This is a genomic window from Acinetobacter calcoaceticus (assembly GCF_051947995.1).
In the GTDB taxonomy this organism is placed as follows: Bacteria; Pseudomonadota; Gammaproteobacteria; order Pseudomonadales; family Moraxellaceae; genus Acinetobacter.
This window is the reverse complement of record NZ_JBLVVH010000011.1, coordinates 15591-30950: the sequence shown is the minus strand read 5'-3', so window position 1 is coordinate 30950 and position 15360 is coordinate 15591. Positions and strand designations below refer to the sequence as shown.

At 44.2% G+C, this 15360-nt stretch carries 14 protein-coding genes; 5 read left to right on the top strand and 9 right to left on the bottom strand.

Translation table 11 applies throughout. The annotated features are described in order from the left end of the window. Window positions 1-64: 64 nt before the first annotated feature. The 4 genes from ACNQO6_RS16305 to soxR form a co-directional block, all read right to left on the bottom strand. Window positions 65-1519, bottom strand: coding sequence for an NAD(P)(+) transhydrogenase (Re/Si-specific) subunit beta (locus tag ACNQO6_RS16305; RefSeq protein WP_440209663.1), 1455 nt, complete (start codon window positions 1517-1519; stop codon window positions 65-67). A 3-nt stretch (window positions 1520-1522) separates the two neighbouring features. Beyond that, window positions 1523-1846 carry a proton-translocating transhydrogenase family protein gene (locus ACNQO6_RS16300; RefSeq protein WP_004774657.1) on the bottom strand — a complete coding sequence of 108 codons (324 nt, stop codon included), beginning with the start codon at window positions 1844-1846 and terminating at the stop codon, window positions 1523-1525. Between the two features lie 11 nt (window positions 1847-1857). Continuing rightward, window positions 1858-2985, bottom strand: coding sequence for a Re/Si-specific NAD(P)(+) transhydrogenase subunit alpha (locus tag ACNQO6_RS16295; RefSeq protein ID WP_032871103.1), 1128 nt, complete (start codon window positions 2983-2985; stop codon window positions 1858-1860). Window positions 2986-3691: 706 nt separating this feature from the next. After that, window positions 3692-4177, bottom strand: a complete 486-nt coding sequence (gene soxR, locus ACNQO6_RS16290) for a redox-sensitive transcriptional activator SoxR (protein ID WP_440209698.1) — start codon at window positions 4175-4177, stop codon at window positions 3692-3694. Between the two features lie 68 nt (window positions 4178-4245). Between soxR and ACNQO6_RS16285 the strand changes: the two genes are divergently transcribed. The 4 genes from ACNQO6_RS16285 to ACNQO6_RS16270 all read left to right on the top strand — a co-directional run bounded on the left by ACNQO6_RS16285 (window position 4246) and on the right by ACNQO6_RS16270 (window position 7737). After that, window positions 4246-4665, top strand: a complete 420-nt coding sequence (locus ACNQO6_RS16285) for a RidA family protein (protein WP_440209662.1) — start codon at window positions 4246-4248, stop codon at window positions 4663-4665. Between the two features lie 18 nt (window positions 4666-4683). Then, a complete protein-coding gene (locus tag ACNQO6_RS16280; protein ID WP_440209661.1) occupies window positions 4684-5880 on the top strand; it encodes an MFS transporter in 1197 nt (398 codons plus the stop codon). A 113-nt stretch (window positions 5881-5993) separates the two neighbouring features. Beyond that, window positions 5994-6998 carry a tRNA dihydrouridine(20/20a) synthase DusA gene (dusA, locus tag ACNQO6_RS16275; RefSeq protein ID WP_440209660.1) on the top strand — a complete coding sequence of 335 codons (1005 nt, stop codon included), beginning with the start codon at window positions 5994-5996 and terminating at the stop codon, window positions 6996-6998. A 259-nt stretch (window positions 6999-7257) separates the two neighbouring features. Continuing rightward, window positions 7258-7737, top strand: coding sequence for a CHAP domain-containing protein (locus tag ACNQO6_RS16270; protein WP_343580828.1), 480 nt, complete (start codon window positions 7258-7260; stop codon window positions 7735-7737). A 16-nt stretch (window positions 7738-7753) separates the two neighbouring features. On the opposite strand, the gene ACNQO6_RS16265 is transcribed toward ACNQO6_RS16270, so the two are convergent. Then, complete coding sequence (locus ACNQO6_RS16265; RefSeq protein WP_440209659.1) at window positions 7754-8518, bottom strand: tRNA threonylcarbamoyladenosine dehydratase; 765 nt, start codon at window positions 8516-8518, stop codon at window positions 7754-7756. 462 nt (window positions 8519-8980) lie between these two features. On the opposite strand from ACNQO6_RS16265, the gene ACNQO6_RS16260 reads away from it, so the two are divergent. Then, window positions 8981-9742 (top strand): hypothetical protein, encoded by a 762-nt coding sequence (locus ACNQO6_RS16260; RefSeq protein ID WP_440209658.1) that lies wholly within the window; start codon window positions 8981-8983, stop codon window positions 9740-9742. A 45-nt stretch (window positions 9743-9787) separates the two neighbouring features. On the opposite strand, the gene acnA is transcribed toward ACNQO6_RS16260, so the two are convergent. From acnA to ACNQO6_RS16240, 4 genes are all read right to left on the bottom strand, one after another. Beyond that, the gene (gene acnA / locus ACNQO6_RS16255; RefSeq protein ID WP_440209657.1) at window positions 9788-12544 is read right to left on the bottom strand and encodes an aconitate hydratase AcnA; all 2757 of its coding nucleotides are present in this window, start codon (window positions 12542-12544) and stop codon (window positions 9788-9790) included. 119 nt (window positions 12545-12663) lie between these two features. Further along, entirely contained in the window at window positions 12664-13476 is an 813-nt protein-coding gene (locus ACNQO6_RS16250; protein WP_440209656.1) for a TatD family hydrolase, read from the bottom strand. A 6-nt stretch (window positions 13477-13482) separates the two neighbouring features. Next, a complete protein-coding gene (locus tag ACNQO6_RS16245; protein WP_440209655.1) occupies window positions 13483-14391 on the bottom strand; it encodes an RsiV family protein in 909 nt (302 codons plus the stop codon). 119 nt (window positions 14392-14510) lie between these two features. Then, entirely contained in the window at window positions 14511-15335 is an 825-nt protein-coding gene (locus tag ACNQO6_RS16240) for a hypothetical protein (RefSeq protein ID WP_440209654.1), read from the bottom strand. Between the last annotated feature and the right edge of the window lie 25 nt (window positions 15336-15360).

Sequence of the window (15360 nt, the reverse complement as noted above, 5' to 3'; positions counted from 1 at the left end):
CCCCTAGATAAACGCAAATAAAAAGCCACCCGAAGGTGGCTTTTACAATCCTGACTAGGTCAGATTAGTGACCACCACCATTGATTGCTTTGGTCATATCTTCCACAACTTTCTTGGCATCACCAAAGATCATCATGGTTTTTTCGTTGTAGAACAAGTCATTGTCTAGGCCAGCATAACCTGTCGCCATTGAACGCTTGATGACCATAATGGTACGGGCTTTATGCGCTTCAAGGATCGGCATACCATAAATTGGTGAACTTGGATCATCTTTCGCTGCCGGGTTAACCACGTCGTTCGCACCAATCACAAGTACCACGTCTGTTGCAGGGAAGTCCGAGTTGATCTCATCCATTTCCAAGATGTCTTCATACGCAACATCTGCTTCTGCCAACAATACGTTCATATGACCAGGCATACGACCTGCCACTGGGTGAATCGCGAAGCGAACTTTTACGCCCTGCTCTTTCAGAATTTCACACAACTCTTTCACTGCATTCTGTGCACGACCTTGCGCCATACCATAACCCGGTACAATCACAACGCTGTCTGCATTTGACATCAGGAAGCCTGCGTCATCTGCTGAACCAGAACGGTGGTTACGTTGCACTTGCTCACCTTTGTCTGCTGAAGCAACTGCTGTACCGCCCATTGCACCACCAAACAATACATTGATGATTGAACGGTTCATCGCCTTACACATGATGTAAGAAAGAATCGCACCAGATGAACCTACAAGCGAACCGGCAACAATCAACATATTGTTTTCAAGTGTGAAACCAATACCTGCCGCAGCCCAACCAGAGAATGAGTTCAATAGTGAAACCACAACCGGCATATCACCACCACCGACTGGTGCAATCCATACCCAGCCAAATGCAAGTGCAAGTGCTGTCATTGCCCAGAATGCAGTCATGTTACCGGTAGTGAAGAAGTAGAAACCACAGGCCAGCATCGCAATAAAGATGATCGCCTGAACCGGTTTAACCCATGCACCCGAAATTGTTTTCGCCCATTTCTTCGCAGCCAATTTACCGTAAGCAAATACAGAAGCGGTAAAGGTGATCGCCCCCACGAAGCAGCCTACGAACAATTCAAACAAATGAACTGAACTCATATGTGCATGTTGAACACCCGCAACCGTTAAAGCAGCTTCATTTTGTGCAAACAATGCAGTGAGCTGGTTGTTATGCAAGATCGCAGCAATCGCAATCAATACCGCAGCCAGACCGACCAAAGAGTGCATCAATGCGACAGTTTCAGGCATTTGTGTCATTGGAACAGTTTTCGCACGTGCGATACCCACAACAGCACCTAACACCATTGCACCGCCAATCATCCAGACCACCGGATGCTCAGCAACAAAGAAGGTAGTCACAACCGCAATCGCCATTGCGATCATACCGTAACGGTTACCCGCAATTGCAGTCTTAGGGCCAGACAAGCCACGTAAGGTTAAGATAAAGAGGACAGCACCAATCAGGTAGAACCAATCCGCATAGTCTCGAATGAATTCCATCGCTTAGCCCTCTTTTTTCTTTTGCTTCGGCTTGAACATTTCAAGCATACGAGCAGTTACAGCAAAGCCACCGAAAATGTTAATGCTTGCCAGGAATACAGCGATCGCACCAAGCACACTCACCACATTGACACTCTGGAATGCAACATTGGCATCCACACCAATCGCAGGCATCCCCACAGTCTGGATCATCGCACCCACCACAATAATTGAAGACAACGCATTGGTTACCGCCATTAATGGTGTATGCAATGCAGGTGTTACGCCCCACACCACGTAATAACCTACGAAGATGGCAAGGACGAAAATTGTAATCGTTTCAACCATGAGAACTCTCCTTAACCGCGCTTGAGCAGTACTTGACCGCCATGTGCCACAAGTAACGCTTTCTGGATTTCATCTTCCTGATTGATCGCAAAGACTTTGTCTTTATCGAATAATGTCTCAAGGAAGTTAAATACGTTACGCGCGTACAATGCAGATGCTTCCGTTGCAACCGTGCCTGGGATGTTTGGGATACCCAAAATTTTCACGCCATTTTCAGTTGTAACCGTTTCGCCTTCTTTAGAACCTTCAACGTTACCACCCGTCTCAACTGCCATATCTAAAATGACAGAACCCGGTTTCATTTTGGCAACGGTTTCAGCTTTAATTAAACGCGGCGCATTACGACCTGGGATCAATGCAGTGGTGATTACGATGTCAGCATTTGATACAGCTTTATCGACAATCGCAGCTTGATCTTTGATGTATTGCTCACCCGGCTGCCAACCATAACCGCTTTTCGCAGCTTCAGCAGCACGTTGTTTTTCTTCATCAGACATTGGCACGTCTAGCCATTTGCCGCCTAAAGATTCAACTTGCTCTTTTGCGGTCGGACGTAAGTCTGTTGCTTCCACAACAGCACCCAAACGTTTCGCAGTCGCAATCGCCTGAAGACCAGCAACACCAACGCCCATAATCACAACACGGGCAGGTTTTACTGTACCTGCTGCGGTCATTAACATTGGGAACATACGTTGATATTCAGCCGCTGCTAACAATACAGACTTATAGCCTGCCAAGTTTGCCTGAGAAGAAAGTACATCCATGTTTTGTGCGCGAGACAGCGTACGTGGAAGCAGTTCTAAAGCAAAAGCAGACACTTGCTGAGCAGCAAACTGGTCTAATTCTGGATTGCGGTAAGGGTCAAACATAGCAACCACAGTCGTATTCGCCGCAAGTTTTTGAATTTCGTCGCCTTTAGGGGCACGTACCTTCAAAATAATTTGGCTACCTGTATATGCATCGTCCGTAATGGTTGCGCCAACTTGTTCATAAGCACTGTCAATATACGCAGCTTTAACACCAGCACCACGTTCAATGACAACGCTATGACCTGCGTTAATCAACTTCTTCACTGTTTCCGGTGTAGCCGCTACACGACTTTCACCAGCGACAGTTTCGGTTGGGATTCCGATCTGCATGAGCGTCCCTCAAGCTAGTTTTTCTTAAGTAAACATCGCCAATAGCAATGTTTCCCCCAGGAGTATTCTTTGTAGAAATTTGGATTCTAATGGAAGTTTTTTAAATTTCCACCCAATATTTATTTAATAAATACCCATATTTTGAACTGATGATTCACATTTATATTGAAAACTTGTATGCTCAGCATGTTTGACTTTTTGAAAAGCAAAACTCTCCATTCATATATTCTCAATATGAAATTTTGATCAGTCTCCAAGCGATCCGTTCAGTTTTAATTGCGGTATTCCGTACCAGAAGGTATACCCACACGGTATTTATTCAACAAATTTACTCCTCATCCTTATCTTGAACAGCCTTGAACCAAGTTCCGTTTATATTCCTTTGGTTTTTATTGTGGCTATTCAAAAATAATGGGTTGAATCAGCATCATAGACATGCTGCTGGGGAGTGGGATTGGCTTCTCTTGCTTTTCTCTTGGTCGTTTCGGCGACTTCTTGATAAATGTGTCAGCACTACTTGCTGGATGACTTGCGATGAAATGACAAATTCTCTTATCAATAAATCTGAATTGAATTGAGATAAACCCTCAGAAAAACCAAAAAGAAATGTAAAAACTTGAGCAGGCATTTTTTCAAGTGATATTTGTATGGTTTTGTCTAGCAAAAGCCGTATTTTTGCACAATATTGGTGCAAAAATTAAACAACTTAATGATTCGCTTCATCCTTCTGATTCAGCAATAATAAAATTTCCTGAAAATGCGCCCCCATTGCCTCTTCTGCGAGACAATCTTCCGGGTTTCTTAATGGACATTGTTGCAAAGACAGGCAGCCACAACCAATACATTGATCCAGTTGTTGACGTAGCTGAAGCAACATCATGATTTGCTGATCGAGTTGTCCCTGCCATTGTTGTGACATGACCTGCCAATCTTCTTTCGTGGCCACTTGCTGCTTCGGCAGGGTCGCAAAACTCTCTTTCATCTGTTGCAAGCTGATCCCGACTTGCTGGGCTGCTTTAATAATCGCAATCCTTCTCAACATCGCCCGTTGATAACGGCGTTGGTTCCCTGTCGTTCGCGTGCCCCAGATCAATTCTTTTTCTTCATAAAAACGGATGGTTGGAACTGAAACACCACTTCTTTTCGCCAATTCGCCAATACTCAGCCAAGTCTGTAATTGTTGTTTCAAAATCTGCTTGACCTCTAGTTAACTTGAGCTTTGATACTAACATACCACAGCAACCAAAATGAGTTTTAGCCATGAATCAGCCCCATACCGATGCATTTCAATTGATCAATCCCGATGCGCTCTATGACCCGCATCGCAATGGTTATAGTCACGTCGCGATTGTAAAGCCCAATATGCGGATGATTCATATCGCAGGTCAGGGTGGCGAAAATAAAAATGGCGAGCTGTCTGAATATTTTGACCAACAGGTACAACAAGTCTTCTATAATATTCAGCAGGCTTTAGCTTCAGCCCAGGCCCAGCTGTCAGATATTGCCGTGCTACGTATTCTGGTCGTCAATCATGATGCTGATAAGCTTCAGGCGCTGGTCGCGATCATACAAGCTTTATGGAAAAATCAGGCATTTCCAGCCTGCACCCTGATTCCTGTACCTGCGCTAGCCCTAGAAAACATGCAAGTCGAAATCGAAGCTACCGCTTATACCGCATAAATCAGAACAGAGAATCCTATGTCTATCCCTCAAGAAGATATCAGTCAAAATAAAACTTTACTTTGGTTTATGGCAGCGGCATGCGGTTTATGTGCGGGCGCCAACTATTATAGTCAGCCCTTGATTCATTCGATTCAGCAATATTTTTCAGTGAGCGAAGGTCAGGCAGCCCTAACTGTCACCTTTGCGCAAGTGTCCTATGCACTCGGCCTGTTGTTCATTGTGCCAATGGGCGATGTAGTTAACAAAACCCGATTTATTCCTTTATTGATGGGTTTATGCGCTATTGGCTTATTCATCAGTGCCTTTTCAGTAAATTTACCGATGTTGTGGTTGGGCACAGTGATGGCTGGCCTGTTTTCAGTGGCAGCTCAAGTGCTGATTCCGCTGGCCACCATGACAGTAAAACCTGAGAAGACAGGCGAAGTCATTGGCTTTTTGATGAGTGGCTTACTGGTGGGTATCTTGCTTTCAACCAGTCTCGCAGGATTATTTTCCAACCTGTTTCACTGGAAAGTCATTTATGTGGTCAGTGGTATTCTAATGTTGATCCTGGCCTATGCCTTAAAAAGCCGCCTGCCGTATGTGATGCGTATGAAGCTGAATTATGGTCAGGTTTTTGTCTCCATGGCGCAACTGCTGAAGCAAGAAAAACGTTTGGTGTTACGCGCACTTGCTGGGGGTTTTGCCTTTGCCGCGGTCAGTATTTTATATTCAACCATCGCCCTATTATTGACGTCAGCCCATCATCTACAAGATCTGCTGATTGGCATGGTACCACTGGTCGGTATTTTTGGGGCGCTTTCTACCCAATATATTGGTAAATATGCAGATCAAGGCTATACCAGCCGACTGACCTGGATCGGTTGTGCTTTATTCATTCTCAGCTGGATATTTTTCTATTTCGGTCAAACGATTTTAGTGAGCTATATTCTTGGTTTTGCATTGATCCAGTTAGCTTTGGCATTAGTCCATACCAGTAACCAGAGCATTATTTTCCGGTTACGTCCCGATGCCAAATCACGGATTAATGCCATTTATATGACTGCCTACTTCACTGGTGGCGCTGGTGGTTCGGCTCTGGGAATTTTTGCTTGGAATCATGGTGGCTGGAGTGCAACCTGTCTGGCAGGTATCAGTCTGGTATTGGCCTGCATGCTATTTAGCTTTATAGATTATCTAGCAACCAAGCGAAACCAGATTGTTACACCTTGAATCTGGCTGTTTATGCTTAAAAATTGAAGTGATCGGGATCAGCATTGGTGAAATTTTGCTAAAACTCGTATAATGCTGCCCTTTCTTTTCTTGTCCACATCCGAGAGCCGTTTATGCCATCACTAGAATCATTAAAGCCACGTATTTCCGTTGCGCCAATGATGGATTGGACAACAAAAGACTATCGATTCTTTGCACGCCTGTTTAACCCCAATGTGGTGCTCTATACTGAAATGGTCACGACAGGTGCGATTATTTACGGCGGCGCCAATCGCCATCTCGACTTCAACAAAGAAGAACACCCGATCGTGTTACAGCTGGGTGGTTCAAATCCACAAGAACTCGCGACCTGCAGCAAAATGGCAGAGGACTGGGGTTATGATGAAGTTAACTTGAATGTCGGCTGCCCTAGCGACCGTGTACAAAACAATAAAATTGGTGCCTGCCTGATGGCGGAGCCCCATCTGGTGGCCGAATGTATTCATAGCATGCAAAAAGCCGTATCAATTCCGGTAACCGTGAAACATCGTATCGGGATCGATGATATGCAGTCTTATGAAGAAATGCTGCATTTTGTCGATACTGTCGCAGCAACAGGTTGTAAGCATTTTATCGTGCATGCGCGTATTGCGATCTTGCAAGGTTTATCACCAAAAGAAAACCGTGATGTTCCCCCTTTACGTTATGAAGATGTGTATCGTCTGAAACTGGAACGCCCCCACCTGACCATTGAAATCAATGGCGGAATTAAAACCTTTGCGGAAACCCAGCAGCATTTACAGCATGTTGATGGTGTGATGATTGGTCGTGAGGCCTACCATAACCCGTATTTATTGGCGGAGATGGGGCAACTCTGGAATCTGGAAGCGCCTGATCGTTTTGAGATCATGCAGCAAATGATGCCGTATATTCATCAACGCGTTGCTGAAGGCGCTCCATTATCGATTATCACCCGTCATATTTTAGGTCTATTCCAGAACTTGCCGGGCGCACGAAAATGGCGTCAGGCACTCAGTGGCGGCAATGCAAAAACCATAAGCGATATTGAAATTGCCATTCAAAATATTCAGGCCGCCATGCAGCGTACCGAAGATTATCTGAAAGAGCATCAAGCCTAACAGCCCCTAAAAAACGTGACACACTTCACACTGTGAAATATCATTTTACAAATCTGAAATTTTTTTTAGTGTGTCACATAACTTGCTTATAATTAAGATAATCTTCAATAAATATTGATTAAGAATTCATTATAAATTCGAAAATTTGTTATATTATTACATTACATTTTGGTTTTTTTGAGATTTATCGCTTACCATGTGCCGCGTAATAGATTCTGGCACACGTTCAGTTGTTTTGAAAATGCGGTAGAGATTCACAATGATTTATGATGTACCTTCAGTTGATCACAGTATGATTCACCCCCCTGCTCAGCAGGTGGTTATTCCTTATCGAGAAATGCCGAAGGCTCCATCAGCACCTGCAATTGATGTGAGTAAATTCTCGCAAAAACTGGCTAAACGGGCGTCTTATCGCAGCTCATCTCAATGTGCCAAATTTGTCAGAATCGCCTTACAGTCTGCGGGCGCCAATATCGTGCAACATCCTGTCGCAGCTTCAGACTGGGGACGTACTCTACAACAGATCGGCTATCAACAGATTGCACCGGAGTTTAACAATCCTCAGCCAGGTGATATTTATATTATTCACCGCACCAAAAAGCATCGTTACGGTCACATCGCAGGCTTCACAGGTTCACAATGGGTCTCTGATTTTAAACAGACCAGCTATGACGTTTATAAAGATCCGAATGTTACTTACAGCTATTACCGCTTAGCGCCGCAATACCCACAAGCATAATCAATCCAATAAGAATTTAAGTCCTGAGCTTATCCAGTTTTTTCAGGACTTCCGCAACGGCAACCATCGCAAAACTTGACGTCACCACTACGGCTGAACCATAGCCTCCACAACGTAGACCAGCGCTTGGACATACCTCTGCACTTGAAAACGGATTATCGATCGAATAAACGCAAGTAATGCCAAATTTCTCTTTTGGCTTTTTGCAAATGCCCATAGAACGAAGTTGAGTACGCAACTTTGCCAACATCGGATCTTGCTCGGTTTTGGACAAATCTGCGACACGAATTTTCAGTGGATCCAGCTTACCGCCTGCACCGCCCGAAACAATCAAGGGAATCTTGTTAAAGCGACAATGCAACATCAAGGCAAGCTTGGCTTTGACGTCATCAATACAATCTAAAATAAGGGTCGGAACCGGATTAAGGATCTCTTTGACATTTTCGGGTGTGAGATAGTCATCAATCACATTCACTTTCATGCGTGGATTAATTTGACGGCACCGTTCAGCCATCACTTCAATTTTCTCTTGTCCCAGTGTTGAACTCATTGCTGGCAATTGACGGTTGATGTTTGATGCCGCAACGACATCCATATCCACCAAGGTGAGCTCGCCAATTCCCGTACGTGCCAGTGCTTCAACCGCCCAACTGCCCACACCACCAATCCCGATGACCATGACATGGCTTTGCTCATAATGAGCAAATGCACTTTCTCCATAAATTTTGGCAACACCAGCAAAACGGCGGTCATATTCATCATTTACAGGTACATCGGTCATAACAGTGGTGATCTATACATTTCAGCAAAGCACTATTTTAACGTGTTTCAGGCGGTTTGGGTGAGGAAGATGAGACTTTGCCAGCGAATTGCTGGTCTCGGATTAACATCAGCAATAACACAAAAAATGCTTGTGCAATAAATAATAAACATATCGTGGTAACTGGTTCAAAACCATCTTCCTGACTGATTGATTACCAACACCTTAATCCTAAACAGCTAAAACTTAAATAAAAAAAGATGAAAGACCAGCCTCCATCTTTTTAAACAATTTACTGGGAGAGATAACCACACTCAAGAAAGTCTTAATACCCAGACTTGGCATTCCAAATAGGTTTAATTTAAACATCGATAGCTCAACCATTTAAAGCAATCTACTCATCTATTTTGATCAATGGCATTACAAATAAAGGCAGAGTTAATAAGGAGTATTGTATGATAAAAAAATAATTCATTCGAAAATATGATTATGGATAAACAAAATCAACAGAACATTATCTTATGTATTCCAGGCGTCTGGCAAAATCATTCAGCCTTATTACAGGCGCTATTGACCCATGACACAGGCTATATTTATGCAGGACTAATCATTAAAGCATTAGCCAGTGATTATTTTGCTGAAATTGAAGAACATAAAAATGATCCTAATGTAAGCCAGGTATTTAGGCAGCAGAGTATGGATCGTTTTTCAGAACAAGAACTACAAGAAATTGAACAGCATCATATGGTCATTTATGTGATTTGCGAAGCCGGATCAATAGCCTTAGCACAACAAGCGCTGTTACTGGGTCAGGCACTAATCAAAGCCGGTGGATTAGCCATTAAAGTTGAAACGTCTGGAGTGACTCATCTTCGATCGGACTGGCTGAACTTTGATGCAGAGAATCTATTTGATCTATATAAAGCATTTATTCCCACTGTTTTTGATCAGGACTCACTTTATTCTTGTGGCATGCATCAATTTGGCAAAGCTGACGGCTGTATCAACTTAAAAGTAGAACATGCCTCATATGTCTTGAATCAGTTTTTACTCTATTTACTGATAGAGAATCCAACCCTGTTAGAGAATCAAACTTTTTCTGTAGAGAAAGGTGCAGAGGTGTTAAAACTTCAAAAAAAACAATCGAGTGATTTCTTCGAGGAAGACTCACTATATTTTAATCGATGGGGTGTTTGGTCGTTGAAGCCGAGCTTTAGCCTGAAGAAGTTATTCAGATTTAGCTAAATTCTGAAATGGAAGAGCCCTGTAAATATACAGGGCTCACTTCAATTAAGCAGCAATCAAATTGCGTAAAACATAATGCAGAATACCGCCTGCCTTAAAGTATTCCACCTCATTTAAGGTATCGATTCGACATAGCACCTTAAATTTGGCCTGACTACCATCTTTCCGAACGACCTCAACATCCAGTGTCTGGTGCGGTTGAATATCATCAGACAAGCCATGGATAGAAATGGTTTCATGCCCAGTTAAATTCAGGGATTGACGGGTTTGCCCATCCACAAACTGCAACGGTAACACGCCCATTCCCACCAGATTCGAGCGGTGGATCCGTTCGAAACTTTCGGCAATCACGGCTTTGACACCCAGTAAGTTGGTTCCTTTGGCAGCCCAGTCGCGTGAGGAGCCAGTCCCATATTCCTTACCTGCAATAATCACCAATGGTGTATGTTGTTGCTGATAACGCATAGCAGCATCATAAATCGACATTTTTTCACCTGTCGGAATATAAAGCGTATTACCGCCCTCTTCACCACCCAGCATCTCGTTTTTAATCCGGATATTGGCAAAGGTGCCGCGCATCATCACTTCGTGGTTACCACGCCGCGATCCATAGGAGTTAAAGTCTTTTGGTTCAACACCCTGATCCTGTAAATAACGTCCGGCAGGACTGTCTTTCTTGATATTACCTGCAGGTGAAATATGATCGGTGGTGACTGAGTCTCCCAGTACCGCCAGAATATTGGCCTGTTCAATATTATCGATGGCTTTCGGTGGCTGGTTAATCTCCTCAAAAAATGGCGGATGACGAATATAGGTGGAGTTATTTTGCCAAGCGTAAGTCTGGCTCTGTGGAATCTGGATCGCTTGCCAAGTCGCATCTCCATCAAACACCGCAGCATATTCCTTATGGAACATGTCGGTATTCACCTTCTGTAATACTGCATCAATTTCGGACTGGCTTGGCCAGATATCTTTTAGGTAAACATCCTGTCCGTCTTTGCCTTGCCCAATCGGTTGCGTGGTTAAATCAGTCCGGATATTACCGGTTAAACCATAGGCCACGACCAGAGGTGGTGATGCCAGCCAATTGGTTTTCACCAGTGGGTGCACACGCCCTTCAAAGTTACGGTTCCCAGAGAGTACCGATGCCACATTTAAGTCATGACATTGAATAGCCGCTTCAATCGGCTCTGGCAACGGTCCCGAGTTGCCGATACAGGTAGTACACCCATAACCCACCAGGTTATAGCCCAATTGATCCAGATAAGGGGTTAAACCTGCTGCTGCCAGATAATCCGTCACCACTTTAGAGCCGGGTGCCAGTGAGCTTTTAACCCAGGGTTTTCGCTGCAAGCCTTTCTCGATCGCTTTTTTGGCTAGGAGACCCGCAGCCAGCATCACGCTTGGGTTAGAGGTATTGGTACATGAGGTGATCGCAGAAATGACCACATCACCATCGTTTAAAGGATAAGATTTTCCGTCAATGGTACAAGAAGGTTCCTCATGCGCAAGATTGGCTTTCTTGGCCTCTACTGCCGTACCACCCCCGCCTTCATTCTCCAAACGCTCTTTGGCTTCTTTGGCGGGTTTCAGGTTCAACTCCATTAAGGCATTAAAGGTTTTCGGTACATCAGACAGCAATACGCGATCTTGAGGACGTTTCGGTCCGGCCAGACTGGCTTGTACCGTGCCCATATCCAAACTCAGAGTATCAGTAAAAACCGGCTCATCGCCTGCATTACGCCATAGGCCCTGTGCCTTGCTATAGGCCTCAACCAGATCAATCCGTTGTTGCTGACGACCTGTCAGGGCTAAATAACCGAGTGTGACTTCATCAATCGGGAAGAAACCACAGGTCGCGCCATACTCTGGCGCCATATTGGCAATCGTGGCACGGTCCGCCAAAGGCAAATCAGCCAGACCATCGCCATAGAACTCTACAAATTTACCCACCACGCCTTTTTGACGTAGCATCTGGGTAATGGTCAATACCAGATCGGTTGCGGTAATGCCTTCATTCAGTTTACCCGTCAATTTGAAACCAATTACTTCCGGAATCAACATCGATACCGGCTGTCCCAACATGGCCGCTTCGGCCTCAATCCCGCCAACGCCCCAACCGAGCACACCTAATCCGTTAATCATGGTGGTATGTGAATCTGTGCCAACCAAAGTATCCGGAAACGCAAAATCCTGCCCTTCATCTTCACCTAGCCACACCGCTTGTGCCAGATATTCCAGATTAACCTGATGACAAATTCCGGTGCCCGGAGGTACCACGCTAAAGTTATTAAATGCAGACTGTCCCCAACGCAGGAATTGATAACGTTCACCATTACGTTGCATTTCAATTTCGACATTCTCAGCGAAAGCCTGATCGTTGGCGAAATGATCCACCATCACCGAATGGTCAATAACCAGATCGACTGGGGAAAGCGGGTTAATCCGATTTGGATCACCTCCTGCTTGCGCCATTGCAGCTCGCATGGCAGCCAGATCGACTACCGCAGGTACACCGGTGAAATCCTGCATCAATACACGGGCGGGACGATATTGAATTTCCTGATCTGAACGTTTGCTTTTCTGCCAGTCCACCAGTGCCTGAATATGCTCGACTTTTACACTTTTTCCATCTTCAAAGCGCAGTAAATTTTCTAGCAAAACCTTGAGTGATTTGGGTAAGCGATCAATATTACCCAGTGTCTGTGCGGCTCGGGTAAGGTTAAAAATTTGATAAGATTTAGAACCGACTGTTAATGTTTGTAATGCATTGAAACTATTGATTTTGCTATATCTGGCCATCAGGTTGCCCTCCCAGTATTGGCTGATTGTTTATTATGAAGTTCTCTGTTTAATGTAACCCTGTTTGGAAATGGATGTGTTCCCTTTTAGTTACCTTATTTTTAACGGGATTATGGTTGTTATCCGAGACGCAAGGCTGTGCATGAGTTTTGCCACAGTTGCTGGGCAAGTTGTGCTTGGGGTAGCTCAAGTATTTGCGCTAAGCTGTCTAACACATAAGGTAAATTGACAGGCGTATTGCGAGTTCGATGTTCGGTTGAAGTCTGGCAACACAACGGCGTCATATCTGGACAATCGGTTTCAATCACCAGATGTTCGGGACCAATGGCATGCACCACCTGATGCAGTTTTTTGGCATTTGGATTGGTAATTTGCCCGGTGATGCCGACTTTAAAGCCCAGCTTGATCATGGCTTTGGCTTCTTCAACACCGCCACTGAAAGCGTGCGCAATCCCGCCTAACTTGAATTTTTGCGCCTTTAAAATCGCAATGGTTTCAGCATGGGCTTTACGGATATGCAACAGCACCGGTTTTTGATACTGCGCTGCCAATGTTAATTGCTCAATAAAATAATGCTGTTGTTTGCTAAATAATTCAGGCTGTTTATGTTGTTTTAAAAAAGTATCCAGACCAATTTCACCCACAGCCACACAATCCTGCTGCTGTAAAATCTGTTCTAAATCTTGTAAATGTTCGGGCTGATGCTGTTCGATGTAAAAGGGATGTAAACCGGGTGCCAGATAAGACTGGGGTACATTCTCCCAGCCTTGTAACTGCTGATGAGTCTGGATTAGGTCATCGAATCGTGATTGTAGAAAACCGATTAATACCAATGCCTCAACCCCCACCCGTTTGGCCTGCACAGCCAGCTGTTGCCGATCATGGTCAAAATCGGCAACATCAAAATGGGTATGGGTATCGAACAGTTGCATCAGCGCTTACTTGTTCTCATTTGCGACAGGTGTAGAGGCGGCTGGTGTGTCCACTTTTGGCAAATATTCAGGTTTTAATACCCCTTGTAATTCACTAAATGGAATCACCAGACGTGGTAAACCGACCGCATATGGGCCAATATCATATTCGCCATATTGCAGGATTAACCCCTGTTCGCCCAATAAGAAATTATCTGTCACCTGAAATGGCCAAGCCTGTTCGTATTCCTTAGGATCAGTGGCCAGTTTGGAATCTACAATCCAGGTTTTAAACGCTTCATGAGCCAGCTTGTCTAAGGTCGCTTTTTGTTTTGGCAATAACAGATCCTGCAACTGTACCTGTTTCTGATTTGCCAGATCAAAGTTGTAATAACGCTGCGAAGTTGCGCCATGCGCCCCACCTAAGTAACTGCTGCTATTCAGGACCACTGTTGCCAGTTTACCTTTCGGCTGCAAGATCTTTGGCTTGATCATTAAGCTGATCTGGTGGCTGCTACTTAACGCTTTTAACTCTTCATCAATTTTGACAAATGAATCAGCATATAACTGCGCCTGAGTGTCCAGATCGGATTTTGATCCAGTGTTTTTTGCGGTTGAAGCTGCTGGTGCATCCGCATCGACCACCTCGAGCATTTTGCCAAGCTGTTCAAGAATTTGCTGATCGAGTAACTGATCAATAAACGGGAAATTACTTTGCAAACGCTCAACCGTAAAGTCAGGACAGGTATTGCCCTTACATTCAGGGAGTTTTACCGCAATCTTAACCGTTTCGCCTTGTAAAACAGGTTCAGCCTGCTGTTGTACCGCAGGTGGATCTTGCGGCTTATCCTGTGATTGTTTTGGCTCCGATTTAGGCTGGCAGGCTGCAAGTAAAACAGCACATGCAAGAACGCTATATTTATAAAATGTTTTCATCTGAAACCTATAGGCATTGTTATTACACAAGATTTTTAAATGCTATCGAAGTTCATGCAAAACTGCCAGAAGCACATGCAATTTCTATACGAAACTCAAAAAAGCAGCCCTAAACAAAATCAAAACATGCGTTGATAAATCTCAGCTTGCAGCATCTGCCGAGTCTGTTCAGTGGTTAAATAAATATCCAGTTGCGGGGCATCTTTGCTAATTTCATTGGCCCGATAATGTAAACCGATACCCTCGCCATCAAAGAACCAGTCCGCCTGTCCCCAATACAGTTTTTTTGGCACCTGTTTTTTCACTTCTGCCGATTGTTTTGCAATCCATTGTTGATAATGGGCCTGTACAATATCGTTTAAGGCATTTTGCTGATTTTTCTGGATCACATCCAGCACGCTGAGACTCTTTTGCAACTTGCGATCCGCCACAAAGAAATAGAAGCGATCTTTCACCGCAATATCTTCTTGCTGGGCATTAACTCCCACCTGTAACAGCACATATTGATTGCGCTGTGAAGCAATCCGGGTATTCAGATGCAGTTCATAGGCCTTATTTTTAGAATACTTGTCCTGCCACTCATCTGACTTTTTCACATAGGCATTAATAGCTTGTTGCAGCGTCAGGTTTTTATCCAGCTCAATTTGCTGCTGGATCACCTTGGACTGATTTTTTGCAATCCATGCATTTAGCCATTCGTCCTGAGTTTTTACCGTCTGGATATCGACATCAATACAGTTTTTCTTTTCACAAAATGGCAAGGCATAGTCGGCCTTGGCCTCTTTCATATTTAAGTAAGGCAAGACTTCAGCTTTTTCGACTGGTACCGCAGCCGGTTTGCTTTCGGCGGTATCGGCTTTATTTTTATCTGGATGATCACATGCGGTTAAAGCCATCATTCCAATCAAGACACTGACAGCAAAAAGTGGTTTTAAAGCATTCATCTCATCATCCTTTATTTTTAGATCG